21 protein-coding genes are annotated in these 25,118 nt (G+C 63.4%); 14 read left to right on the top strand and 7 right to left on the bottom strand.

What is annotated here, in order from left to right; all coding sequences use genetic code 11:
* Nucleotides 1-50: 50 nt before the first annotated feature.
* Nucleotides 51-1,667: a sigma-54-dependent Fis family transcriptional regulator gene (locus O1W68_RS07960; protein WP_269302448.1), complete on the bottom strand. Its 1,617-nt coding sequence runs from the start codon at nt 1,665-1,667 to the stop codon at nt 51-53.
* Between the two features lie 107 nt (nt 1,668-1,774).
* Between O1W68_RS07960 and O1W68_RS07965 the strand changes: the two genes are divergently transcribed.
* On the top strand, nt 1,775-2,776 hold the full coding sequence (locus O1W68_RS07965) for an aldo/keto reductase family protein (protein WP_269302450.1): 1,002 nt from the start codon (nt 1,775-1,777) through the stop codon (nt 2,774-2,776).
* A gap of 20 nt (nt 2,777-2,796) precedes the next feature.
* Complete coding sequence (locus O1W68_RS07970) at nt 2,797-4,149, top strand: NAD(P)/FAD-dependent oxidoreductase (RefSeq protein WP_269302452.1); 1,353 nt, start codon at nt 2,797-2,799, stop codon at nt 4,147-4,149.
* Between the two features lie 51 nt (nt 4,150-4,200).
* Here O1W68_RS07970 and O1W68_RS07975 read toward each other — a convergent pair whose 3' ends face one another.
* Complete coding sequence (locus O1W68_RS07975) at nt 4,201-6,042, bottom strand: NAD(P)-binding domain-containing protein (RefSeq protein ID WP_269302453.1); 1,842 nt, start codon at nt 6,040-6,042, stop codon at nt 4,201-4,203.
* Nucleotides 6,043-6,290: 248 nt separating this feature from the next.
* On the opposite strand from O1W68_RS07975, the gene O1W68_RS07980 reads away from it, so the two are divergent.
* Both O1W68_RS07980 and O1W68_RS07985 read left to right on the top strand, forming a co-directional pair.
* Nucleotides 6,291-7,346, top strand: a complete 1,056-nt coding sequence (locus O1W68_RS07980) for a 2,3-butanediol dehydrogenase (protein WP_269302455.1) — start codon at nt 6,291-6,293, stop codon at nt 7,344-7,346.
* Nucleotides 7,343-8,110, top strand: coding sequence for an acetoin reductase (locus tag O1W68_RS07985; protein WP_269302456.1), 768 nt, complete (start codon nt 7,343-7,345; stop codon nt 8,108-8,110). Before O1W68_RS07980 ends, O1W68_RS07985 begins: the two co-directional genes overlap by 4 nt.
* A gap of 202 nt (nt 8,111-8,312) precedes the next feature.
* Here the strand turns inward: O1W68_RS07985 and O1W68_RS07990 are convergent, their stop codons facing one another.
* The 3 genes from O1W68_RS07990 to O1W68_RS08000 all read right to left on the bottom strand — a co-directional run bounded on the left by O1W68_RS07990 (nt 8,313) and on the right by O1W68_RS08000 (nt 13,327).
* Entirely contained in the window at nt 8,313-9,242 is a 930-nt protein-coding gene (locus O1W68_RS07990) for a TauD/TfdA dioxygenase family protein (protein WP_269302458.1), read from the bottom strand.
* Nucleotides 9,243-9,298: 56 nt separating this feature from the next.
* Complete coding sequence (locus O1W68_RS07995; protein WP_269302461.1) at nt 9,299-10,903, bottom strand: ABC transporter substrate-binding protein; 1,605 nt, start codon at nt 10,901-10,903, stop codon at nt 9,299-9,301.
* A gap of 78 nt (nt 10,904-10,981) precedes the next feature.
* The gene (locus O1W68_RS08000; protein WP_269302462.1) at nt 10,982-13,327 is read right to left on the bottom strand and encodes an arylsulfatase; all 2,346 of its coding nucleotides are present in this window, start codon (nt 13,325-13,327) and stop codon (nt 10,982-10,984) included.
* A gap of 80 nt (nt 13,328-13,407) precedes the next feature.
* Here O1W68_RS08000 and O1W68_RS08005 point away from each other — a divergent pair, with 80 nt between their 5' ends.
* Both O1W68_RS08005 and O1W68_RS08010 read left to right on the top strand, forming a co-directional pair.
* Nucleotides 13,408-14,010, top strand: a complete 603-nt coding sequence (locus tag O1W68_RS08005) for a TetR/AcrR family transcriptional regulator (RefSeq protein ID WP_269302464.1) — start codon at nt 13,408-13,410, stop codon at nt 14,008-14,010.
* The gene (locus tag O1W68_RS08010) at nt 14,007-14,942 is read left to right on the top strand and encodes a formylglycine-generating enzyme family protein (protein WP_269302466.1); all 936 of its coding nucleotides are present in this window, start codon (nt 14,007-14,009) and stop codon (nt 14,940-14,942) included. The genes O1W68_RS08005 and O1W68_RS08010 overlap by 4 nt, the downstream gene beginning before the upstream one ends.
* Before the next feature lie 49 nt (nt 14,943-14,991).
* On the opposite strand, the gene O1W68_RS08015 is transcribed toward O1W68_RS08010, so the two are convergent.
* Both O1W68_RS08015 and O1W68_RS21600 read right to left on the bottom strand, forming a co-directional pair.
* A complete protein-coding gene (locus tag O1W68_RS08015) occupies nt 14,992-15,936 on the bottom strand; it encodes an alpha/beta hydrolase (protein WP_269302467.1) in 945 nt (314 codons plus the stop codon).
* Between the two features lie 63 nt (nt 15,937-15,999).
* Entirely contained in the window at nt 16,000-16,734 is a 735-nt protein-coding gene (locus tag O1W68_RS21600; RefSeq protein WP_442972312.1) for an IclR family transcriptional regulator, read from the bottom strand.
* Nucleotides 16,735-16,890: 156 nt separating this feature from the next.
* Here O1W68_RS21600 and O1W68_RS08035 point away from each other — a divergent pair, with 156 nt between their 5' ends.
* From O1W68_RS08035 to O1W68_RS08070, 8 genes are read left to right on the top strand one after another with little or no spacing between them, the layout of a single operon-like run.
* A complete protein-coding gene (locus tag O1W68_RS08035) occupies nt 16,891-17,646 on the top strand; it encodes a class II aldolase/adducin family protein (protein ID WP_269302469.1) in 756 nt (251 codons plus the stop codon).
* Complete coding sequence (locus O1W68_RS08040) at nt 17,643-18,578, top strand: NAD(P)-dependent oxidoreductase (RefSeq protein ID WP_269302470.1); 936 nt, start codon at nt 17,643-17,645, stop codon at nt 18,576-18,578. The genes O1W68_RS08035 and O1W68_RS08040 overlap by 4 nt, the downstream gene beginning before the upstream one ends.
* The gene (locus O1W68_RS08045; protein ID WP_269302471.1) at nt 18,575-20,140 is read left to right on the top strand and encodes an ABC transporter substrate-binding protein; all 1,566 of its coding nucleotides are present in this window, start codon (nt 18,575-18,577) and stop codon (nt 20,138-20,140) included. The genes O1W68_RS08040 and O1W68_RS08045 overlap by 4 nt, the downstream gene beginning before the upstream one ends.
* A 47-nt stretch (nt 20,141-20,187) precedes the next feature.
* Nucleotides 20,188-21,129, top strand: coding sequence for an ABC transporter permease (locus tag O1W68_RS08050; RefSeq protein ID WP_269302473.1), 942 nt, complete (start codon nt 20,188-20,190; stop codon nt 21,127-21,129).
* On the top strand, nt 21,126-22,013 hold the full coding sequence (locus tag O1W68_RS08055) for an ABC transporter permease (RefSeq protein ID WP_269302475.1): 888 nt from the start codon (nt 21,126-21,128) through the stop codon (nt 22,011-22,013). The genes O1W68_RS08050 and O1W68_RS08055 overlap by 4 nt, the downstream gene beginning before the upstream one ends.
* Complete coding sequence (locus O1W68_RS08060; protein WP_269302477.1) at nt 22,006-23,049, top strand: ABC transporter ATP-binding protein; 1,044 nt, start codon at nt 22,006-22,008, stop codon at nt 23,047-23,049. The genes O1W68_RS08055 and O1W68_RS08060 overlap by 8 nt, the downstream gene beginning before the upstream one ends.
* On the top strand, nt 23,049-23,864 hold the full coding sequence (locus O1W68_RS08065) for an ATP-binding cassette domain-containing protein (protein WP_269302479.1): 816 nt from the start codon (nt 23,049-23,051) through the stop codon (nt 23,862-23,864). Before O1W68_RS08060 ends, O1W68_RS08065 begins: the two co-directional genes overlap by 1 nt.
* 40 nt (nt 23,865-23,904) lie before the next feature.
* Nucleotides 23,905-25,083, top strand: coding sequence for an acyl-CoA dehydrogenase family protein (locus O1W68_RS08070; protein WP_136170863.1), 1,179 nt, complete (start codon nt 23,905-23,907; stop codon nt 25,081-25,083).
* Nucleotides 25,084-25,118 lie beyond the last annotated feature (35 nt).

The following is a 25,118-nucleotide window of genomic DNA, read 5'->3' on the forward strand; positions in this document are numbered from 1 at the left end:
CGTGACCTGGATCACACGCGGCGAGTGTTCAGATATTGAACAACCTTGTCTCAGCCCACGATCCCGAGGTCTTTCATTCGCTTGTAGAGCGTCGTTCGACTGATGCCCAGCTTCTCCGCGGTGGTTCGTTTGTTACCTCCGTGGCGTTCGAGTTCGCGAACGATCGCTTCACGCATAGCGGCGTCGAGGGTTCCCAGACATGTGGAGGGTGCTCCCGATGTCGGCCTGATCAGATCCCGCGGCGTGATGTCACCGACCGAACGTGTGGCGGCAACCTCGGTCACCTCGCTCCTCAACTCGGTCAGATTGCCAGGCCAGTCGTAGCCCATAAGCCCAGTCATCGCAGCTGCGGTGATGCGACGGTCGGGTCCGCCCGGTACCTGCGCCAGGAAAGTGCGCACCAGACCGGGGATCTCGTGTCTACGCGTTCGGAGTGGGGACAGTTCGATCGTCGAACTACATGCGGTGAGGAGTTGACGGTGCTCAGCTGACGCTGCAGACGTGGGACTCGAAGACAGGGCAAACCACGCAGCCGCGCTCTCGAGCTGTACATAAAGACTTCGCGCGATGATCGGCGTGAGCAGATGGACATGCTCGATCACCACTGCGCCGTCAGGGTCGGCGAGTGCGGCACCCACAAGAGTCATCCACTCGGTCGTATCACGTGTCACCAGATCGACGGCGTCGAAGAACTTCGCATCAGCGGCCAGATCGGACAACACCGTAGTTCGCCCGGAGCCGGGTTCGCCGCTGACGCTGACGGTGGCTCCACGCTTCTTTTCGGCGCGGATCAACGGTGCAGCGGGTCTGCTGCACGACCCTTCGCGTAGCGGATCGATCTCGATCACGATGCCCGCACCGGAAGCCGGACGTTCCCATCGCACGGTGGCACGCACCCCCGAACTCAACGTCATCGATCGGACGACCCCTTGGCGGTGCATGGGATCGTCGGTCAGTGCCCGCAAGGCGGCGTGATCGACAGCATCGAGAAGTGTGCCCGCGCTGGTGTTCTCCAAAAACATTTCGTCGGCTATCGCGACGGCCGGTGCTCCGCGCCTGCGTGCCGATGCGCGCTGGAACGCTCCGAAGAGGAGTTGTTCGCTCCACCGGGTTTCCTCGAAGAGCCGGTCCTGGATGTCCGAGACCGCATTGCCGAGCATCGGCTCGAGCAGCGGATTGTCGTCCGGTTCGAGGAAAGTGATGTCGAGTACGCCCTCGATTCGGCGGGTGATGGGGTGGAAGATCGGATATCCGTAGCAGCTGAACATCTTCATCGATTCCATGAAATGCTCTTCGCCACGAACCGATACCGGCTTTCTGAGCTCGTACACCGTCGCGATCGAATTGGTGCCGGAGGTGTTCTCGGTGAAAGTCCGACCCACCACCGTGCCCGTCGACTCCACTAGAGTGCGGACGGCGTCGGTACCGAATCTGATGTCGACGAGCTTGGCTTCTCGGTCGGCGAGGATGACGCAATAGCGGCTGCCGCGCAGGACGCTGTCCATGCGGTCGAGGACCGGGTCGGCAGCGGAGAGCAAGCGTGAGCGTCGGTCCACTTCGGAGACGCTGAAGTTCTCCAACGTGTCCGACGGGTCGAGGCCGCTGAGCCGGGCTCGGTTCCACGACTGTGCGATCTGTTCACGAACCAGTTCCACGGTGTTCTCCACTCGGTGCACCCTCACCTGACGGTATCGAAGGCATACGAGCTCCGGGGGCTTCTGCGCAAACTCGGTTCTTCCTGTAACCAACCGGGTTCGCGGGTAGCGTTTTTCTCATGGCATACAGATTTCTGGGCAACAGCGGATTCAAAGTTTCCGAGATCACCTATGGAAACTGGCTGACACACGGTTCGCAAGTGGAGAACGACGTCGCCACCAAGTGCGTGCACGCGGCTCTCGACGCGGGCATCACCACCTTCGATACCGCCGACGTCTACGCCAACGGCGCTGCAGAATCAGTACTCGGGGAGGCGCTGAAGAGGGTACGTCGGGAATCGCTCGAGATCTTCACCAAGGTCTACTTCCCGGTCGGACCGAAAGGCCCCAACGACACCGGATTGTCACGCAAGCACATCTTCGAAGGCATCGACGCGTCGTTGCGCAGGCTGGGCACCGACTACGTCGACCTCTATCAAGCACATCGGTACGACGTCGAGACCCCGCTCGAGGAGACCATCGCCGCGTTCGGCGACATCGTGCGTCAGGGCAAGGCGCTGTACATCGGCGTCTCGGAGTGGGACGCCGACCAGCTGCGGCGAGGCCAGTCGCTGGCCAGGGAAAACGGATTTTCCATCGTCTCCAATCAGCCTCAGTACTCGGCACTGTGGCGGGTCATCGAGAAAGACGTGGTCCCGACGTCGAAGAAGCTAGGTATCTCTCAGATCGTTTGGTCACCCATCGCGCAGGGCGTGCTCACCGGCAAGTACCTGCCCGGGCAGCCGCTGCCGGAAGGCTCCCGTGCGACCGACGACAAGGGCGGAGACAAGATGATCTCCCGCTACCTCGAAGACGAGACGCTCACCCGGGTGCAAAAACTCGCGCCCATCGCCGCAGACCTCGGCATCACCATGGCTCAGCTCGCCGTCGCCTGGGTATTGGCGAACGACAACGTGGCTGCGGCATTGGTCGGCGCCTCGCGGCCGGAACAGATCGCGGAGAACGTCAAAGCCTCCGAAGTCGTCCTGGACGCGGAGGTGCTGGGGAAGATCGACGACGCCCTTGCCGGATCCATTGTCACCGATCCGAAACTGACGCGGTCTCCCGACGCCCGCCTCTGACCCGCAGTAAGGTGACGTTCATGCGCACATTCGGTCGCGGCTCCCGAACGAAGACGCCGCTGCCCCTGGCTCCCGCGAGGATTGTCGTCGTTGGAGGCGGGTTCGGTGGATTTCACGCATTGAGGCGTCTGCAGAAACTTCTCGAACCCGAACGAGTGAGCCTGACGCTGGTCGCGCCGACCGATTATCTCCTGTACAGCCCACTTCTTCCCGAGGTCGCGACGGGCGTGCTGGACCCGCGTGACATCGCCGTCTCCATCAGGCAGACGTTGCGACGCACTCGTACCGTGCTCGGTCATGTCTCCTCGATCGACTTCGGTGAACGCACGCTGAGAGTCGAGGGCAGGGACGGGATCACCGAAGTCGAGTGGGACAAGCTGATTCTCGCGCCCGGATCGGTCACCAGACAGTTCGACATACCCGGTGTCGCCGAGAACGCGCACGGGCTCAAGACACTGAGCGAGGCAACGTTCATCCGAAACCATGTCCTCGCGCAACTCGATGCCGCCGATTCGTTGCCCGATACTCCAGCCGGCCGCGCAGAGCGGATCGAGCGGCTCACTGTCGTGGCTGTCGGTGCGGGGTACACGGGTACGGAATTCGTTGCACAGATGCAGAACTGGGTCAAAGGAATAGCGACCCGCTGGGCAAGCATCGACCCGAGTGATGTCCGATGGCTTCTCGTCGACCTGGCGCCTGCGGTTCTACCGGAGCTCGGGGAGAAGCTCGGCAAGGAAGCGATGGACGTGTTGACCGCACGTGGGGTCGAGATTCGGCTCGAGGTGTCGGTAGCGTCGGCCACCGCAACCTCGGTGACGTTGACCGACGGAACCGTCGTGCCGTCGAGGACTCTCGTGTGGGGTGCCGGGGTTGCGCCGAGTCCGCTGATCGCCAAGCTGGACTTGCCGACGGAGAAGGGTCGCCTCGTCGTGGAACCCGACATGACAGTGCCGGGAGTGCCGAACGTCTGGGCCATCGGCGATGCGGCTGCGGTGCCCGATCTCGCGCTGGACGCGTCGAAACCCACACCGCCGACCGCTCAACATGCGCAGCGGCAGGGGGTGCAGGTTGCGAAGAATGTGGCGGCAAGCCTCGGCGTCGGAGAATCGAAGCCGTATTTCCACAAGGATCTAGGGCTCGTTGCGGATTTGGGCGGATTCGACGGTGTTGCAAAGCCTTTGGGGATACCGCTGAAGGGGCCGGTCGCGAAGTTCGTTGCCCGCAGCTATCACCTGTATGCGCTGCCGACCGCCGCGGCGAGAGTTCGAGTTGCCACCGATTGGCTCTACTCGACGATCCTGCCGACTCGGGTGGTCAATCTGGACCAAGTGCGCGCCGAGGACGCACTGATCGCGAAAGCGCAGGGGCAGTAGCTCGAACGGTCTTGTGCGCACCCGAAGGTGCGCACAAGACCGCTGAAAGGGTTACTTCAGGTGATGCACTTCCTGCAGGCCGAAGGTCGGGGTGTCGATTCCCTCGTAGCGTGCCTTGATCTGCAGGGCCAGGTACAGCGAATAGTGTCGTGACTGGTGGAGATTGCCGCCATGGAACCACAGGTTCTTCTGCTGCGTCGGCTTCCACATGTTGCGCTGCTCTCCCTCCCACGGGCCCGGATCCTTGGTGGTGTCCGAGCCGAGGCCCCAGCACTTGCCGACCTTGTCCGCAGTCTCCTGATCGATCAGGTCGGTGACCCAGCCGTTCATCGACCCGTAACCGGTGGCGTAGACGATGAGGTCCGCGGGCAGTTCTTTGCCGTCGGCCAGGACGACACCGGTCTTGCTGATCCGATCTACTTGTCCAGCAACAAGTTTGATCTTTCCTTCGGCGACGAGTTCCGAGGCGCCGACATCGATGTAATATCCCGAACCCCGGCGCAGGTACTTCATGAACAACCCCGAACCGTCGTCGCCGAAATCATGCTGAAAGCCGGCCTTCTCCAGTCGATCGTAGAAATCCTTGTCCTTCTCCGCGATCTGCTGGTACACCGGGATCTGGAACTCGTGCATTATCCGGTACGGCAGCGAGGCGAACGTCAGGTCGGCCTTCTGCGTCGTCATTCCGGATTCGACGGCACGCTCGGAATACAAGTCACCGAGGGCGATCTCGCACAAAGAATCGGACTTGACGATGTGCGTGGACGATCGCTGCAGCATCGTCACGTCGACGCCTGTTTCGTACAGTGCCTTGCAGATGTCGTGCGCTGAATTGTTCGATCCGACGACGACGACCTTCTTGCCGACGTACGCGTCGGGACCGGGATGTTCGCTCGAATGGTGCTGCTCGCCTTCGAATTCGTCCATTCCTGGGAAGTTCGGAACGCTCTTCTTACCGGACATTCCGGTGGCCATCACCAATTGCTTGGGTCGCAGGATCACTTCCTCGCCGTCGCGGTCGAGGATGACGGTCCATTCCTCGGCGGCCTCGTCGTATGTTGCGGACTTCGCGGTGGTCCGGCTCCAGTACGGAACCTCCATGACCTTGGTGTACATCTCGAGCCAATCGCCGATCTTGTCCTTCGGGGCGAAGACCGGCCAGTTGGCTGGGAACGGCAAGTACGGCAGGTGGTCGTACCAGACCGGATCGTGCAGGCACAGGGACTTGTAGCGTCCGCGCCACTGATCCCCGGGCCGGTTCGCGCGATCGACGACGATCGCGGGCACACCCATTTGGCGGAATCGTGCGCCGAGAGCAATTCCGCCCTGGCCACCGCCGACGATCAATGCGTACGGCTGGACCGTGTAGCCGAGTTCCTTCTCCTCGATCTCCTTCTTCTCCGCCCAGTTCTGGGTGTCGGCGTTGGAGCCGTGCACCGCGCCCTTGATGCGGGTGTGGCCCTGGCGCTCCTCGTAGCCTTTGAGTTCCTGCATCGTGGTGAGCAGCGTCCAGGCCGTGTCCTCCCCGGTTTCCGGGTCGTTCTTCAAACGCAGATGCCCCTTGCCGCGGCTGGTCGCGGTCTCGAACTCGATCCACGCCGAAGTGACACCGTCGGCCTCGTCGGGGGCTTCGATCGTCCGAAAATTCGACGGGTCGGTGTCGTCGAGACGGTCCTCCAACATGGCTGCGATTCCCTCACGGCCCTCGACGGTCTTCAGGTTCCACGTGAACGTGACCAGATCTCGCCAGAAGCTGTCTACGGTGAACTTGGCAGTGACCCGCTCTATATCCCGGGCCGTCAGTGCGGCCTCGAAGTCGGCCAACCATGCGTCGACGCGTTCCTGGGGGCTCTGAAACCGTGTTGCTTCTACCGGCTCGATGGTCTGGGTCATGCCAACTCCCTTGTTGCTCGTGTAAGTGCTCTGTGACCCAGCACACACCGCAGGCGCGCGTTGGTCGAGAGTTGCAATGGGTTGCATGCGGCGGTGTTTGCGAGCCGAGTTTCTTCAGGATGCGCGGGGCGGCGAAGCGGTACTTGCGCTGACGATCGTTAGAAATGCAACGCGCTGCAACCCTGTCGCCTGCGCCTCAGGTCACATAGACATACGTGCATCGACCCTCGTCAACTCAGGAGAACCCGATGCGCGCAGCTGTGTACTACGGCCCGAACAAAGTGGAGATCACCGACGTACCCGAACCCTCACCCGGTGAGGGGCAGGTCCAAGTGAAGGTCGGATACAACGGCATCTGCGGAACCGATCTGCACGAGTACTACGCAGGACCGATTTTCATCCCGACGGAGCCGCATCCCCTCACCGGTCAGCAGCTCCCGCTCGTCCTCGGTCATGAATTCTCGGGCACGGTCACCGAGGTAGGCAAAGGCGTCACCGGGACGAAGGTCGGTGATCGCGTCGCCATCGAACCCCTCTATCGATGCGGCCACTGCGGTCCATGCCGGGCGGGCAACTACAACATCTGCCAGCAGATCGGCTTCCATGGACTGATGTCCGACGGCGGAATGGCCGAGTACACGGTAGTGCCCACGAACATGATTCACGCACTCCCCGAGAACGTCTCGATGGAGTTGGGGGCGCTCGTCGAACCGATGTCCGTCGCCTATCACGCTGCAACTCTCGGTGAACCGAAACCCGACGATACCGCCATGGTTTTCGGCGCCGGACCGATCGGAATCGGTCTCTGGTTCGCTCTCCGGGGCAAGGGACTCGAAGACGTCTACGTGGTGGAGCCCTCGCCCACCCGTCGCGCATCGATCGAGGCTCTGGGCGCCAAAACGCTCGACCCTTTGGCCGTCGACGTGCCGGCCTTCATCGCCGATAACACCGACGGCCGAGGCGCCGATGCGATCTACGATGCGGCAGGCGTGCAACCCGCCGTCGAGACGGCCCTGGGGTGCATCGGTGCCCGCAAACCGCTGATCAGCGTCGCGATCTACGAAAAGCCTTTGATGACACCACTTCAGAAGATCGTGATGAACGAGTCTCGCATTCAGGGCTCGCTGTGCTACACCTCGGCGGACTACGACGCGGTCATCGATCTCATGTCGCAGGGTAAGTACGACACCACCGGCTGGGTGGACAAGATCGCACTCGAATCCGTTATCGACGACGGATTCGAAGCGCTGCACGCGGGCACGAAGATGAAGGTTCTCGTCGATCCGAACGAGGGTGCGGCATGAGCGTTGCACTGATCACCGGCGCGGGCCAAGGCATCGGTCGCGGGATCGCACTTCGACTCGCCCGCGACGGGCACGACATCGCGCTGGTCGACCTGGACGAGGCCAAGATCGTCGGCGTCGCCGGCGAGGTCCGCGAGATCGGTCGGAAGGCAACCACATTCGTCGCCGATGTCAGCGATCGGGACCAGGTGTTCGCGGCGGTGGATCATGCGCACGAGGCGCTCGGTGGGTTCGACGTAATGATAAACAACGCTGGAATTGCGCAGGTCGCCCCTCTCGATGATGTTCGTCCGGAGGACACGAAGAAGATCTGGGCGGTCAACGTCGACGGCGTGCTGTGGGGAATCCAGTCTGCCGCAGCAAAATTCAGGTCGTTGCAGCAGAAGGGCAAGATCGTCAACGCGTCATCCATCGCAGGGCATGACGGTTTCGCGATGCTCGGGGTCTACAGCGCCACCAAGTTTGCGGTCCGCGCGCTTACCCAGGCCGCCGCGAAGGAGTATGCGGCACAAGGCATCACCGTCAACGCGTATTGCCCAGGAGTTGTCGGAACCGACATGTGGGTGACCATCGACAAGCGATTCGCCGAACTGACGGGTGCGGCCGAAGGGGAGACCTACGACAAATTCGTCGGCGGCATCGCGCTCGGACGCGCGCAGACACCCGAAGACGTCGCAGCATTCGTGTCCTACCTGTCCGGCCCCGATTCGGACTACATGACAGGGCAGGCCGGCATCATCGACGGCGGTCTCGTTTTCCGCTGACCCCTACGCGTCGGAGTATCGAAGCCGTATTTTCACAAGGATCTCCGACTCGTTGCGGGTTTGGGCGGATTCGACGGTGTTGCACAGCCTTCGGCTCGCGCAAGCCGAGGGGAAACAGCTTTCGCGAGTCTTCGATGAGCACCACCACGATGTTCGTCTCACCTTCGGGCCGCTGCCCTGTGTCGAGTCACACGATGGGGGGCTAGAACGGGACGTCACCGGTAATCGTCACACGCTGCATCGTGCGGGGATCGGGGTAGTAGTCACCGCACGCATAGTGCTGTGTCGCACGGTTGTCCCAGAATGCGACGGAGCCGGGCTCCCAGTGAAAGCGGCACTGGTACTCGGGGTGGGTCGCCTCGCGCATCAAGATCTCCAGCAACTCGTCGCTTTCGTCACGGTCCATCCCCACGATGTGTGAAGTGAACACCTTGTTGACGTAGATCAGCTTCTGTCCGGTCTCTGGATGTGTGCGAACAACAGGGTGCTCCTGAGGCGGGTTCTCCCGATCCTTCTTCGCCTTCTCCTCCGGTGCCAGACCTCGTCCGAACTGATGTCTGTGGACGGCCATCTTGCCCTCGACTCGCTCCTTCACAGCATCAGACAGCCCGTCGTAAGCCACCGCCATGTCGGCCCAGAGGGTGTCACCGCCGGTTCGTGGTACCTGGACGGCTTTGAGAATGGATCCCATCGCAGGTGCCTTCATGAACGAGACGTCGCTGTGCCACACATTTTCTACCGGGATATCGTGTTCGCCACGTTGGAGCAGGACCACCTCGGGGTGATCGGCCTTGGGAAGGAAGGGGTGGATCTCTGGTTTCCCCCACAGCGAGGCCATATCGCGGTGGGCGCGCGAGTCGAGCCTCTGGTCACGGAAGAAAATGACCTTCCACTCGAGTAGGCATCGGTGCAGTTCGGCCTGCAGTTGCGGATCGATCTCCGCAGACAGATCCACTCCGCGGATTTCTGCGCCGATCGTCCGGGAGTACGGGACTACATCGAAGAGTGTGTAGGGGGCCTGCGCGCTGTCGTCGGCGGTCCGGTGCAGAGGCCGCACATATACCGCGGACAAGGGGCTCCGTCTGGCTGGGGTTGCCTGTGCCGCCGTAGCAACTGTGTCGTTATTACTCACTGGTACAAGCTCCTTTTGAAGGCTGGGGAACGTGGGGGCAAAGCGTGGGGTCTGGATTATTGGATCCACGCCTGATCGAGCAAGATGATGCTGTCCAGGCTCGGGACCGCTCCGTGCACGTTTTCGGTCCACGGCACGAAATTCGCGCCCGCAGAAAGCGCCAGATAGGGGGCCGTTTCGTTGACCTCGGCCTGCAAGCTGGCCATGGCCGCACGCTTGGTGTCGTCGTCCTTCGCGGTCTGGACGTCACTGAGAAGCTGGTCCATCTTCGGGTCGTCGACGCCGAGGATGTTATTGGTGGACGTGCTGTGCAGCGAGTTGAACAAGCGCAGGAACGGCGCGGCGTCCGAGATGCTGTAGGCGCCGGTGGCTATGTCGAAGTCCTTGTCGACATAGATACGTTTGACGATGTCGGTGATCGAGGCACCGTACTCGATATTCACATCGATGCCGACCGGCGCCAGCATCGCCTGGATGGCCAGGGCTGCGGCCTGCCCGGCCTGCGTCTGCGAAGTGAAGTACGTGATCGTGCCGTCGAAGCCGTCTGCCTTGGCGGCGTCGACGAGCTTGGTGGCCTCGCCGGTGTTCAGCGACACGGGCGGGACGTCGTTGTGCCATTTGGACCAGGATTGGAAGATTTCCGGGCCGGGCATGCCCTTGCCGTCTTTGGCCCGCATGTCTATCACCTCGGGGTCGATCGCCAGCTGCATGGCTTTGCGTACCCTCGAGTCGGCGCCGGGGCGGCCCTCACGTTGGTTGATCTGCACGACGGGGTTGGACAGGCCTAGGGTCTCGTAGAACCCCGGCAGGGTGGCCTTGGCTTCGTCGATGGATGCGGCGTTGAGCAGGAACCCCATCTGAATGCCGCCGGTGTTGAGGGCTTCGATCTTGGGCCGGTCATCCTTGATGTCGACGAACTTCAGGGTGTCCAGATGTGGCTTGCCGTTCCAGTAGTCCTCGCGAGCGGTGAGCACGAGTTCACTGCCCGGGGCCATGGACTCGAAGGTGAACGGACCGGCGCCGATCGGCGTGAACGTGCCATCCGGCTGGTCCGAGCCGGCCGCGACGATCATGCCGTGGCCGAAGACGAGTATCGACGGGAACTCGCTCCACGGCTGGTTCATCGTGTAAACGACCGTGGATGCATCGGTGGCCTCGACAGACTTGACGCCGGCCTGGAATGCCTGGGTGTTGGCGCCGCGTTTTTCGTTGAATCGGTTGGTGCTGGCGACCACGGCGGCGGCGTCGAGGGGGGTGCCGTCGCTGAAGGTGACGCCGTCGCGCAGCGTGATGGTCCACGTTGTGTAGTCCTCGCTCGAAGTGAGCGATTCCGCCAGCTGTGGCTTGTAGGACTGGGATTCGGCGTCGTAGCGCACGAGGAGGTCGTATACAGCGGCCATCTCGGTGCCGCCGGTGGAGCCGGCCGGCTGGGTTCTGGTCGGGTCCAGGCCGGCGACCGGGGAATAGCCGGCGAAGCTGAGGGTGCCGCCGTCCACGGGGGTGCCCCCCTCGGCCTGGTCGCCGATGATGCCGACAGCGCCCGGTTCGGTCTCCGGTCCCGACCCGCCACCGTTGTTGCTCGCGCAGCCGGCCAGGAGCAGGCCGCTCGCCATGACGGCGACCGCCATAGTGCGCAGTCGTCGTTGCCTGAGAACAGTCATTGAGTTCCTTCGAATTGTGGAGATCGAACCGCGATCGACTACCGCGGGATGGGGTGATGGCTGGGTGGAGCGTGGCCGCTAGTGTGTCGCCATCTCGATCCGCGCACGCTCCGCCGCAGAGATGTCCTCCGCCGCAGGAAGATCCACCTCGAGGTAGGTGAGCGTGCCGGTAAACGCGAAGGCGCCCTTGCGTTGGTAATCCGGCGAGACCGCGCTGCCACGGTTACGGCCGATGTCGAACTGCTCGTTCATGCTGAAGATGCCGCGCGCGGTGGCCTCGATCCGGCCCTGAGCCACGATCACGCCGTCGACCGAGATCGTCACGTCGCCGCCCATCCCGAAGCCGTTGCCGTCGTAGTCGAAGTCGACGGTGAGAACCTTCGCGTCCGCGGCGATCGCCTGCTCGGCGCGGACGTGGGTGACGCCGCCGCCGCTGTAGTTGTAGCAGTACACCGGCTTGCCCTCGAGCACGTAGAGGGACAGTCCACCGAAGCGCCCGCCGATGCTCGCCAGCACGCCGCTGGCCGCGCTGCAATCACCGTCGATCCGCGCGGTCATCGAGAAGGAGCGGTTGAAGAAGTTCGGCGCGGCCTTCTCGTCGAGGCCGTCCATGTGCGGGTAGAGCTTCATCCGTGTGCGCCCGCGCATCGGATGCGGAGGCCGCGACTTCTCGGTGGGGAAACGGCTGACGGTGCGGTCGTCGAGCGGGAAGACCTGGAACTTCGAGGCCTCCATGACGAACTTCTGCTTCAGCTCGGCCAGCTTCTCCGGATACACCTCGGCCAGGTCCGCCGCCTGCGACCAGTCCTTGGTGGTGTCGTAGAGCTCCCAGCGGTCCTCGTCCATCGTCGGCAGCTTCACCCCGCGCGTCGCCATCAGCCACGGGGGGCGGTGCGCAGTGACCGCGGTCCAGCCGTGGTCGTAGAGGCCGCGGTTGCCGAAGATCTCGAAGTACTGGGTGGTGTGGCGGTCCTCCGCGTCGGGGTCGGTGAACGTGTAGTTCATCGCGACGCCCTCCATCGGAGTCTGCGGGGTGCCGTCGACCATGTGCGGCGCGGGGATGCCGGCAGCCTCGAGGATCGTCGGCGTGATGTCGATGCAGTGGTGCCACTGGTGCCGGACCTGGCCGGTCTCGGCAATCCCTTTGGGCCAGTGCATGATCAGGCCGTTGCGGGTGCCGCCGTAGTGCGAGGCCACCTGCTTGGCCCACTGGTACGGGGTGTCGAGGGCTATCGCCCATGAGGCCGGATAGTGCGGGTAGCTCGAGGGCTGGCCCAACTCGTCGAGGCGCCCGAGCACCTCGGCCGTGGTGCTCTTGAAGCCGTTGAGCCCGGCCAGATAGTTGAACGAACCCTCCATGCCGCCCTCGGCGGAGGCCCCGTTGTCGCCGAGCATGTAGATGATCAGCGTGTTCTCGAGCTCGCCGCGTGACTCGAGGGTGTCGACCAGGCGGCCCACCTCGTCGTCGGTGTGCTCCAGGAACGCCGCGTAGATCTCCATCAGCCGGGCGGAGACTTTCTTCTGGTCCTCGTCCAGTTCGCCCCAGTGCGGCAGGCCCGGTGCCCACGGTGCGAGGACGGTGTCCGGCCCGACGACGCCCAGCTCGATCTGCTTGTCGAGGGTGAGCTCACGCTGGCGGTCCCAGCCGTGATCGAACTCGCCGCGGTACTTGTCCAGGTAGCTGTCCGGGATCTGGAGCGGGGCGTGGCAGGCGCCGAACGGAACGTACGCGAACCACGGCTTGTCCGGGTCCATCGTCTTGACGCCCTCTACCCAGTTCAGCGTCTGGTCGACCAGGTCCTCGGTCATGTGGTAGCCCTCTTCGGGCGTCTTCGGCGGGTCGATGACCGTGAAGCCGTCGACCAGCACCGGCTCGAACTGGTCCGACTCCGCGCCGAGGAAGCCGTAGAACTTCTCGAAACCCTCGCGCAGCGGCCAGCGGTCGAAGGGGCCTGCGGGCGTGATCTCCCACGGCGGGGTCTGATGCATTTTGCCGAATGCACCGGTCGCGTAGCCGTTACCCTGCAGCACTCGCGCGACAGTAGCGGCGGAGTCGGGCCGGGTGCCGTTGTAGCCGGGCGAGGTTCCCGCCTGCTCGGCGATGACGCCGAAGCCGACGCTGTGGTGGTTGCGGCCGGTCAGTGTCGCGGAGCGCGTAGGCGAGCACAGCGCGGTGGTGTGAAAACGCGAGTACTTGATGCCGCCGTCGGCCAGCCGCTCGGCGGTGGGCGTGCGGCACGGGCCGCCGAAGGCCGAGGCGGCGCCGAAGCCGACGTCGTCGACCATCACGAGCAGCACGTTCGGCGCGCCCGCCGGCGGGCGGATCTTCTCCGGACGGCTGAACTGAGGGTTCTGCGTCCGATAGTCGTAGGCCGCAGAGACCTTCGACGGCTTCTGCTGGATGGGAATCGAATACCGGTTCACCACTGCTGAACTCCCGCTTCCTCAACTGTAGTCGGGCGACTACATCGATCGAATGTAGCCGATCGACTACAGTTCGTACAGTGGACTCCGAAAAAGAACGAGACCAGTCTTCGGCAGACGAGCGTCCGCAGGGCCGCGACGCCGTGCGCAGCTCGATCCTGCGGGCTGCGCGTGTGCGTTTCGCCAGAGAGGGCACCCGCGGATCGTTGCGCGACATTGCAGCGGCCGCCCGGGTCAACGTCGGGCTGATTCACCGCCACTTCGGCCGCAAAGACGAACTGGTGCAAGAGGTTATCGCCGACACCCTCGAACAGGGCGTCAAACGTCTGGATTCGAGCACGAGCGCCCCGGAAGCGATCCAGCAAATGTTTCTCGGCTCCACTGGTAACACCGATTTCGTGCGCATGCTCGCCTGGCTGGCGCTCGAGGGCGACGGGGACTCGCCTGGCCCACTTGCGAGCGCTCAGCAGCGGGTTATCGGTCAGGTGCGTGCCATGTCGCCCCAGAAGCCGGACCATGATCTACGCCTGATGGCCGCGCTCACCGTGATTTTCGGCTGGTCGATCTTCAGCCAGGAGATGTTGTCCGCGTTCGATATCGAGCCTTCCGGCCGAGAGGACATCGAGCGCCGCCTCGCCGAACTGCTGGCCCACATTGTCACCGAACCATCGGAATCAGCATGAGCACCTCCCCCTGCTGCGCAGGCGCAGCTCGCGCAGGTTCACTCGCCCCGGAGGCTGCCGCTCCCCGCTCGGCTCGTAGCACCAAGGGGCAGATTTTGATCCCCGGCGGAGCCTTCGAGATGGGCGACGCGCTCGGCGAGGGCTACCTCGCTGATGGCGAGGTCCCGGTGCATTCTGTCGAACTCGCGACTTTCTATCTCGATGCCACCGCCGTCACCAACAGCGCTTTCGCAAAGTTCGTCAAAACCACCGGGTACGTCACCGAGTCCGAAATCCATGGCAGCTCTGCCGTCTTCCACCTCTCCATGTCCGCGGATCGTGCGGACGTGCTCCACCGGCTCGACACCACGCCCTGGTGGCTCACGGTGCGCGGCGCAGATTGGCGCCATCCCGAGGGCCGACTCTCCGGCATCGGCAACGTACCCAATCATCCCGTGACGCACGTGTCCTGGCACGACGCGCAGGCCTACGCCGCGTGGGCGGGCAAGCGCCTACCCACGGAAGCAGAGTGGGAATACGCAGCCCGGGGTGGACTGGCAGGCAAGCGGTACGCCTGGGGCGACGAACTGACCCCGCGCGGGCAGTGGCGTTGCAACATCTGGCAAGGCCAGTTCCCGGACGTGAACACCGAGGAGGACGGGTTCCTCACCACCGCTCCCGTGAAGACGTATCGACCCAACGGGTTCGGGCTCTACAACATGGCCGGCAACGTGTGGGAGTGGTGTGCCGACTTCTTCGACTCCGCTTACTACCAGCGCTCACCCGTGCAGAACCCCGCCGGCCCGGACGCCGGCGAGAATCGGGTCATGCGCGGTGGATCGTTCCTGTGCCACGACTCGTACTGCAACCGCTACCGGGTGGCCGCGCGCGCGTCGAACACCCCGGACTCGGCCTCGGCCAACCTGGGTTTCCGCTGCGCCAACGACGCCTGATCCCCGACCGTTACCTCAGTGAAACTGGTTGTGCGGCCGGGAAAGTGACTCAGGCGAGCAGCTCGGTGAGGTCGGCCCACAGTTGGGTTCGGGCTTCGGCGGTGATCGTGAGGGAGGGAATGGTCAGGAAGCCGTGGAAGATGCCGTCGTAGCGGCGGTGGGTGGTGGGCACTCCGGCGGCACTGAGTTGTTCTGCGTAGGCAGTTCCCTCGTGGTCGAGTGGATCGCACCCGGCCGTAATGACGATGGCAGGCGGTAGGCCTGCGAGCGTGTCGGCCCGGGTGGGGGAGATGTGATGGGGGTGCTCGGAATTGCGGACGCCCCCGGGTGCGTATTGCTCCCAGTACCACTGCATCGCGTTCCGGGTGTTGAAGTAGCCCTCGCCGTATTCCAGGTACGAGGGGGTGTCGAAGTCGTCGTCGATCACCGGGTAGATCAGGACCTGGCCGGCGATCGGGGGCCACGCGCTGTCGCGGTCCAGCAGGGCGGTCACTGCCGCCAAGTTTCCGCCTGCACTGTCTCCGGCGACGACGACCCGATCGAGATCGGCCCCCAGTTCGCCGGCGTGTACTCGAGTCCATTCGAGCGCCGCGTGCACGTCCATGGCCGCAGCAGGCGCGGGATGCTCGGGAGCCAGTCTGTAGTCGACCGAGACGACCACTGCGTCAACGGCATGTGTCATTGCTCGGCACAACTCATCGTGAGTGTCCAGGTCACAGAACACGAAACCGCCGCCGTGTGCGAAGACGATGACGGGCCACGTCGTTGCTGCGTGCGTGGTACTCGAGAGCGGTTGGTAGATGCGTAGCGGGAGCGGGCCACCGGGGCCTTCGATGACTGTATCGGTTACCGAGCCAACGGGTTTCGGGTTCGGAGCAATCTGCTTGCGGGCCAGTACCGCGGCACGCGCGTCGGCACCCGTCATCTCCTCCACGCGCGGAAATCCGGCGTTCAGAGTATCGAGCAGGGTTTGGACCTCGTCGGTGAGACGCATGGTGCTCCGTTTCTCGGGGTGTACTTCTCGGCGGGTCGAGTAGGGAATTCGGTGAGAGCGAGTTCAGTGGTGGTGGGACAGTGCGTGAATCGTCTCGGTCAGTGCCACGCCCAACTCCTCGCATCTGTTCGGCGTAAGACGGGATGCTGGGCCGCTGATCACTATCGCACCCATCGGCGTTCCCGCGGCATCGAGTATCGCTGCACCGATGCTGTTCGACCCCTCGAGAACGGCACCTGCGCTCGAGGCCCAACCCCGTTGGCGAATCTGCTCGTAGTCGGCCGAGGTCATCAACTTTTCGGGTGCCTGGGCTCGCGCCGTCCGCTGCGCAGGATTCAAGTGGGCGAAGATCGCTCGGCCGGCGGAGCTCGTTTCGAATGGGTGCAGCTGCCCGACCGGCAGTGCGGTCCGAACCACCTGCATGCCCTCTGCGACGTCGGCCACGACGAGGTTGGTGGTGGTGAGCAGGGCGAGATGGACGGTCTCACCGGTCGCATCACGCAGTGGGCCGAGGAGTTGGCGTGCCCGGCCTTGCAGGGATGAAGACTGACGGGCCCGCCCGGAGGCGATGATCGGCTTGGCGCCGAGTTCCCATTGCGGTGAAGAACCAGGGGCCGGTTGGATCCAGCCGGCCTCATGCAGCGTGGCAAGTGTCCGCTGAAGTGCGCTCTTGTCTTCGCCTGTGGCCGTGCACAGTGCGGTGAGACCGATCGGTTGGTGGGCAGCGATCGCCTCGAGAATCTCGAGGCCGCGGGTCAGGCTGCGGATCGTCTTGACTGTGATTTGAATCCCACCTATCCTTCAATTGAAAGTGATACACGGTATCACCCTACGATACCACAGTGTTGCCAGTCATAGCGTCGGCCATTCGAGCCGTCGGATCGTGAACGGCCCTCCGGGGTCGGCCATGGCCGGGTCGATGGACATTCGACGTGAATCGAAAAGGAGCCATCGATGGGATTCATCCCGACCGCAGATCGCCTGATGCCCGAACTGACCCCCGCAGAAGAGATCGTCATGCTTGCCCGCACCCTGTGGGCCGAAGGCTACTGTGACCATCTCGCGGGACACATCACCTACGCGGTCGGCGACGGCACTCTTCTCTGCAACCCATGGCTGCTGACCTGGGAAGAATTCGGTCCCGAGGATGTACTCCGCATCGACCTCGACGGAAATCTGATCGAGGGCAAGTGGCCGGTGCCGCTGGGAATCCCGTTGCACCTCGCCCTGCACAAGGCGCGCCCGGACGTCACGTTCGCGCTGCACAATCACTCGGAGTACGGGACCGTCTGGGCCGATCTCAAAGAGATTCCGCCGATGCACGATCAGAGTTCGAGCCTGGGCGGAGGCGAGCTCGTCCTCGTCGACGAATACGACGGCGGAGTGGACAATATGACCGCAGCCGCGGCTGCAATCCAGGGCGTCGGCGATGCGGATGTCGCACTCCTCGGTGGCCACGGCGTATTTGTCCTCGGCAGCACCGCCCGTGCGATCTACCTGCGCGCGGTGAGTCTCGAGATTCGCTGCAAGAATGCTTGGCTGACACGCGTCGCGGGTGGACCCGCGAAGACCTCGCTGCCCGACTGGTGGCTCAGCAACCAGTCTCGTAGCGACGGAAACGGCTACCACGGTTTCTGGGAGGCAGCAGTTCGTGCGGCGTTGCGGACCGAGCCAGAGTTGCTCGAAAAAATTGCTTCGGTGTCGGAGTGACACCTGCGCCCCCGAGCGCAGTCGTAGTACTGGTGCCGGATCAGCGGGGGATCGAAGCCTTCGATGGACTGCCCGGAATAGAACCGATTCTCTGGGACCTGTCGAGCCCGCGCCCGGCCGGGGCCGACCGGGCCCAGGTCCTGGTGAGCCGCGGAGTCGCACCGGAGATCGCAGCGCAGATGCACACCGAACTGCCGAACCTACGCATGGTTCAGCTGTTCAGCGCCGGACGAGATGGTTGGACCGGCATCGTCCCGGCGGGTGTGGTGATTTCCGGAGCCGATCGGGCACATGGTGGTCCGGTCGCGGAATGGGTTGTGGCGCAACTGCTCAACCACTATCGGGACCTGGTGGGCTACCGCGCGAAGCAGAGTGCGCAGTCGTGGGAACGGCACCCCACCGGCACACTTGCCGGTAAACGAGTACTCGTACTCGGAGCCGGCGACATCGGCTCGAACGTCCAACAGAGAACTGTGCCCTTCGGCGCAGACGTGACCTTGGCTGCTCGTACCGCACGAGAGGGCGTGGTCGATCTCGTGCAAGCGCGGGCGATGCTGCACGAGCAGGATGTCGTCGTCCTGGCGCTCCCACTCACAGCGGACACCCAACACATGGTCGACGCGCCGTTCCTGACGGCAATGCGCCCCGGGAGTGTGTTGGTCAACGCAGGTCGAGGACCGCTCGTCGACACCGACGCTCTGCTCGCCGCGCTTGAGGAACAACGGATCCACGCCATCCTCGACGTCACCGACCCGGAACCACTGCCGTCCGGGCATCCGCTCTGGACCGCTCCGGGCGTGGTGATCACACCGCACAGTGCGGCCATAACCGATGACACTGTCACCCGCTGCTGGGACGCCATCGTTCGAAATGTCAGTGAATTCGCAACTTCGACGAAATCTGTAGGAATTACGATGAGAGGTATGCCGTGAAGGTTCGAAAGCAAGGTACGGCAAAGGTTCTGGGGGCGTCCGCCGCCGCACTCATGTTGTTGTCGGCATGTGGTGGTGGGGCTACCGGGGGCAGTACATCCAACTCGTCGGGCGAGATCGACCGGGACGCGGTCCTGCGGGTGACCACCGCAGCTCCTTCCCGAAACCTCGACCCACATCTGCAGGCCAGCTACAGCGGGGTCAGCTACATGACGCCAATTTTCGACCGCCTGACGATGATCGACGGTGACGACAATGTGGTGCCCGGCCTTGCCTCATCGTGGGAATTCGCTCCGGATGGTTCCTACCTGGAACTCGCGCTGCGCGATGACGTCACGTTCAACGACGGCACGCCGTTCGACGCGGCGGCTGTGGCCGCGAATATCCAGCGCGGCAAGACCTTGCCCGGCAGCACGGTAGTGAAGCCGCTCAGTGACATCACCGCGGTCGACGTCGTCGATCCCACCACGGTGCGCCTCCAGCTTGCTCCCGGCTCCGGCGTGGAACTGCCGAGCGTGTTCGGCACCAATGTGGGAATGATGATCAGTCCCAAAACGATCGAAGCCGCCACCGACATTCAGAACGATCCCGGCAAATCGGGTTCCGGCCCGTACGTCGTCACTGCCTACATTCCTCAGGAGTCGCTGACTCTGGCACGCGCGGACGACGACTACTGGGACGAGAAAGCCGGTCGTTTGAAGGGTATCGAGATCGTCGGAATGCCCGACGCCTCTACACGGCTCAACGGTGTGCGTACCGGTGCGACCGATCTGACCTGGGTCAGCTCGGCGAACGAGATCGTCGAAGCCCAGAGCCTCGCCAAGCAGAGTGCACTCGGTGTCGAGGAAGTCGAGTTCCGAAATGTCCTCGGCCTGATGATGCGCGCGCAGGGTGACATGACCGACCCGGCCGTTCGACAGGCTGCAGCGCGGGCGATCGATCCGGCGGCCATCAGTGCGCTGTTCTCCGATACCTGCACCCCGTACCAGCAGATGTACCCCGAGAGCAGCTGGGCCGCGGACGGCTCCTACGAGTACCCCTACACCTACGACGAGGCCGAGGCCAAGAAGCTCGCCGGCGGATCGCCGACGATTGCCCTCACTTTTGCTGCGGGCACGAACACCGAGAAGCCCGCCAACGTGATCCAGTCGCAGCTCTCGCAGGTGGGATTCAACGCGACGCTGAACCCGGCGCCGATCACCCAGACGGAGCCGCGCTTCATCGCCGGTGATTTCGAGGCGATGGTCACCAACAGCTTCAGCCCGAAGATCGACCCCGAGGAGACGGTGGAAACCTACATCACCGGCGCCTACGGATTCGGTAACGGCAACGCCGAGATTGCCGCGAAGGCAAAGCAGGCTGCCGATCCCACACTGGCACAGGATGATCGCGCTGCGCTGTACAAGGAGATCTGGGCAATGGTGTTGGAGGAAGCACTGTTCGTTCCGATCTGCCACCAGACGAACGCGACCATTTACTCCGACAAGGTCGTCGACGCGGAGAACATGCCATGGGCGAACACCGGCACCTTTGATATCCGCACGGTGGCAATGGTCGAGTAACACCCGCCTCGTACCCAGCCCGAGTTTTTCGACCCGAGAGGCAAGCCATGTTGCGATACGGAGGCCAGCGACTGTTGGCCGCAGTGCCGCTGCTGCTGATAGTGCCGTTTCTGATTTTCGTGCTGATCGACCTCACTCCGGGAGATCCCGCCGTCGTGCTCGCCGGTGAGAACCCCACTCCCGAGCGGTTGGCGGCGATTCGCGAGAATCTGCGACTCGACGACAATGTGTTCGTTCGCTACGTGGACTGGGTCGGTGGGGTACTCCACGGAGACCTGGGCATGTCGTTCCTGTCGAATCAGTCGGTCACCGAGCTGATCAGCCGCCGGATGGCGACCACGATGTCGTTGGTTCTGTTCGCGATGGTCATCGCGGTGCTGGTCGGCGGTCTTCTCGGCATCGTGGCGGCCATCCGGCCGGGCGGGGTGATCGATCGAGCGGTCAACGTGGTGGCATCCATCGCCATTGCAATCCCCGCGTTCTGGTTCGGACTGGTTCTCGTCTCGCTGTTCGCAGTGAGCAACCAGATTTTTCCCGCGTTCGGCTACGTACCGTTGTCCGAGGGCGTGGTCCCGTGGCTGCAACACCTGGTGTTGCCGGGCATAGCGTTGGCGCTTCTGCCCGCCGCCGAGGTGACGCTGCAGTTGCGATCAGCGCTCGGCAAGGTGCTCGAGAGCGACTACATTCTCAACGCCGAGGCACGCGGGTTGTCCAAGTCGAGTGTCATGTTCAAGCATGCACTCAAGAACGCATGCATCCCCGTGGTCACCGTTTTGGGCTTCCGAGTCTCCGAGGTGCTCGGCGGTGCAGTGACCATCGAGATCATCTACGGCATGCCGGGACTGGGCAGCCTCGCTGTCGACAGCGTGCAGAACCACGACATACCGGTGCTCTTGGGATTCGTCCTGTTCACCACGATCGTAGTGGTGTTGGTGAACCTTCTGGTGGACATCTCCTACGGCTACTTCAACCCGAAAGTTCGCTCATGACAACGCAGTCAGACGAAGAGCCGAAGACCGCGCCACGCAAATCAGGTGGTGTGCTCAGCGGGCTGCGTCGACGGCCGGCTGCACTGATAGCTCTGGTGTTCGTGGTTGCGCTGGCCTTGATGGCCATCTTCGCCCCATGGATCGCCCCGTACGACCCGTACGCGCAAGACCTGCTCGACAGGCTCTCGCCGCCGAGCGCCGAGCATTGGCTGGGTACCGATGACTACGGCCGGGATGCGTTGAGCCGGTTGATCTTCGGAGCACGAATCTCGTTGACTGCCGCACTACAGGCGGTGGGTCTAGCGTTGGTGCTGGGCCTGCCGTTGGGGGTGATCGCCGGTTACGTCGGCGGATGGATCAACACCGTGCTGACCAGAATCATGGATGCGCTGATGAGTGCCCCCGCACTGGTACTGGCCATCACCATCGTGGCGGTGCTCGGTTCCGGAATCACCAACGCGATGATAGCCGTCGGATTGGTGATGACGCCGCGGTTCTTCCGTGTCGCGAGGGCCTCTACGATGGACGTGCGTCACGAGACGTACATCGAATCCGCTGTGGCACTGGGATGTCGGCCGATCCGCGTGATCGTGCGGCACGTCCTGCCGAATGTGATGCCGCCCGTGGTGCTGGTGATCTCGGTATCTCTCGGTTCGGCTGTGGCCGCGGAGGCTTCGTTGAGCTTCTTGGGTCTCGGTGCCAAGGCGCCGGCCGCGAGCTGGGGCTCCATGCTCAGCACGGCAGCATCGAATATGCAGCTCGCCCCGTATCTCGTGTGGCCACCCGGAGTCATGATCTTTCTGGCAGTACTTGCTTTCACCTACCTCGGTGACGGTGTGCGACGAGCGATGGTGAGGAGCCGAAGTGGTAGCGAAGATGCTTGACAAGAACTCGATGGAAAACTCTGCCCGGAAAGACTCACCGCTCCTGCAGGTCAAGGACCTGACGGTGCAATTCCCCGCGGGTCGCGGCAAGTGGCTGACCGCAGTGGACGGAGTCTCGTTCGACCTCGCAGCCGGTGAATCCGTCGCTCTGGTCGGTGAATCCGGTTCGGGCAAGACCGTGACCTCGCTGGCACTTATGGGGTTGACCGGCAGAACCGGGGGCCGACTCGCGCCGGGCTCCCAGGTGGTGTTCGACGGCCAGGATTTGACCGCCGCGCCCGACCGCGTCTGGCGGGACCTTCGCGGCGGTGGAATGGGAATGATCTTCCAGCAGCCGATTCGTAGCCTCAATCCGGCGTTCACCGTCGGTGACCAGATCGCCGAGTCGGTCCGCCGACACCTCGGACTGGGCCGTAAGGCCGCGATGACGAAAGCCGTCGAAATGTTGGAATTGGTCCAGATCCCCAGGGCCGCAGACAGAGTCGACGAGTATCCCCATGCATTCAGTGGCGGCATGTGCCAGCGGGTCATGATCGCGATGGTGATGGCCAGCAATCCAAGAATGCTCATCGCCGACGAGCCGACCACCGCCCTGGATGTGACGGTGCAGGCGACAATCCTGTCCTTGCTTCGGGATCTGCAGGAACAGACGGGCGTGGCGATGCTGTTCGTCAGCCACGACCTCGCCGTCGTCGCCGAACTCTGCCAGAAGGTCATCGTCATGTACGCCGGAGAGAGCGCCGAAGAGGGCAAGATCGACGACGTATTCTTCCGTCCGGCTCACCCGTACACCTCGGGCCTGCTTGCCTCTATCCCGCAGCCGAACTCCGGTACACGGCGTCGACTCTCCGCAATTCCAGGTGGCATTCCCGCCGCCGCGGACTGGCCGTCCGGTTGCCGGTTCTTCGATCGCTGTGAGTACGCGAAGCCGGGCCTGTGCGATGCGGTGCATCCGTCGATGACTCAGGTGGACGGCACCAGCCATGCGCGCTGCGTGCGCGCCTCCGAACTGACACTTGCCGGGGTGAGGATCTGATGAGCCTTCTCGAAGTATCGAACGTGTCCAAGACCTTCGACTCGGGCCGAAACTGGTGGGGCCGGCCGAAACCGGGCGCCCCCTCGGTCAGTGGCGTCAGTTTCACGCTCGAGGCCGGTGAATGTCTGGCCGTCGTCGGGGAATCCGGCGCGGGAAAGTCGACGGTCGGGCGCATCGTGCTGCGGTTGATCGAGCCCGACACCGGCACGATCACGTTCGACGGTGAAGACGTACGTGCTGCCAAACCAGCAGCACTGCGTCAGATGCGACGTGGAATGCAGATGATCTTCCAGGATCCCCACAGCTGCCTGAACCCGCGGATGACCATCGGGGAAGCTGTGGCCGAGCCGTTGGTCGTGCACACCGATCTCGATCGGACCGCGCGTGCGAAGGCCGTGCGCGAGCTGTTGAGCAAGGTGCACATCGGCTCTCGCTACCTGGACCGCTACCCATCGGAGCTGTCCGGCGGGCAACTCCAGCGTGTCGCGATCGCCAGGGCGTTGACATTGAGCCCGAAGATGATCGTCTGCGACGAGCCGGTGGCTGCATTGGACGTCTCGGTGCGCGCGCAGGTGCTCAACCTGCTTCGTGACCTGCAGGACGAGCTGGGTTTGGCCTACCTGTTCATCGGCCACGACCTCGCACTGATCGAAGTGATCGCAGACCGGGTGCTGGTGATGGCCGCAGGCAAAATCGTGGAGTCGGGCGTAGTGGCGGACGTCTTCGCGAATCCTCAGGAGCAATACACCCGCACGCTGCTCGACGCGATCCCCGTCCCGATCCCTCGACTGGCCAGGACCGTCGAAACCAGTTGATTTCTTATTTTGATTTTCACCCTATCGAAAGCTGTGAGGCATGGATTTCCAGTTGGACGCAGACCAGAAGCGCTGGCTCGAGGAGGTACGCGCGTTCCTCGGGGAGAATGTCACCCCCGCACTGCGCGCCGAAATGGCAGAGCACGACATCGAGTTCCTCGGTGGCGAGGTCACCGCGTTCCGTAAGAAGATCGGTGACAAGGGCTGGTTCGGGCTGAACTGGCCCAAGGAGTTCGGTGGACTGGGGCTGGGTGCGGTCTATCAGCATCTTCTGGTCAGTGAGTTCGAGTACTGGGGCGTCCCCGGGCCGGACCTCACTGTCACCTCGGTAGCACCGATGATCATGAGAAATGGCACCGCTCGCAACCGGGAAGAGTTCTTGCCGCCGATCGCGCGCGGTGAGATGACCTGTGCGGTCGGCTATTCCGAGCCCGATGCCGGTACCGACCTCGCAAGCCTGCGGACCACCGCGGTGCTCGACGGTGACGAGTGGGTGATCAACGGATCCAAGATCTGGAACAGCATGGCGCAGCGCGTCACCCACGAGTGGCTGTGTGTGCGCACTGACAAGGACGTGCCCAAGCACAAGGGCATCTCGGTGATCATCGTGCCCATCGACGCACCCGGCATCACCATCCGTCCGATCATGGCGTGGTCGGATTACCGCACCAACGAGACGTTCTTCGACAACGTCCGGGTGCCGGTGACCAACCTGATCGGTGAGGTCAACCAGGGCTGGCGCTACATCATCGGCGCACTGGACCTCGAACGCGGTGCCCTGACCAACGTCGGCGACCTGCGTCGATCGGTGGACGAGCTCATCGGCCTGGCCAAGGACGAGCGTGCGGACGGTCTTCGGCCGATCGACGACCCGGCGCTACGTCGCAAGATCGCACAGCTCGACGCCGAGGTGGAGGCGGCCCGGCTGATGGGCTTCGAGGCCTCGTCACTGCTCGAGGACGGCATCATTCCGTCGGTACTGGTCAGCGCCGAGAAGATCTACTCGAGTGAGCTGCGCCAGCGCATCGCCGACGTCGGTACCCAGGTACTCGGCATGGCGGGTGTTCTTGCGATCGGTACCGAGGGTGCCCCGCTCGATGGAAAGTTCGAACGGCTCTACCGCGCCGCACCGCTGCTGCGGTTCGGTGCAGGTGCCAACGAAGTGCTCAGAGACGTCATCGCCCAGCGTGGGCACGGCTTGCCGCGCGGCGGACGATGACCATGAGCTGCGTAGACGAGATCAAGAGGAGAAAG

This window comes from Rhodococcus sp. H36-A4 (assembly GCF_027158005.1).
GTDB lineage: Bacteria > Actinomycetota > Actinomycetes > Mycobacteriales > Mycobacteriaceae > Rhodococcoides.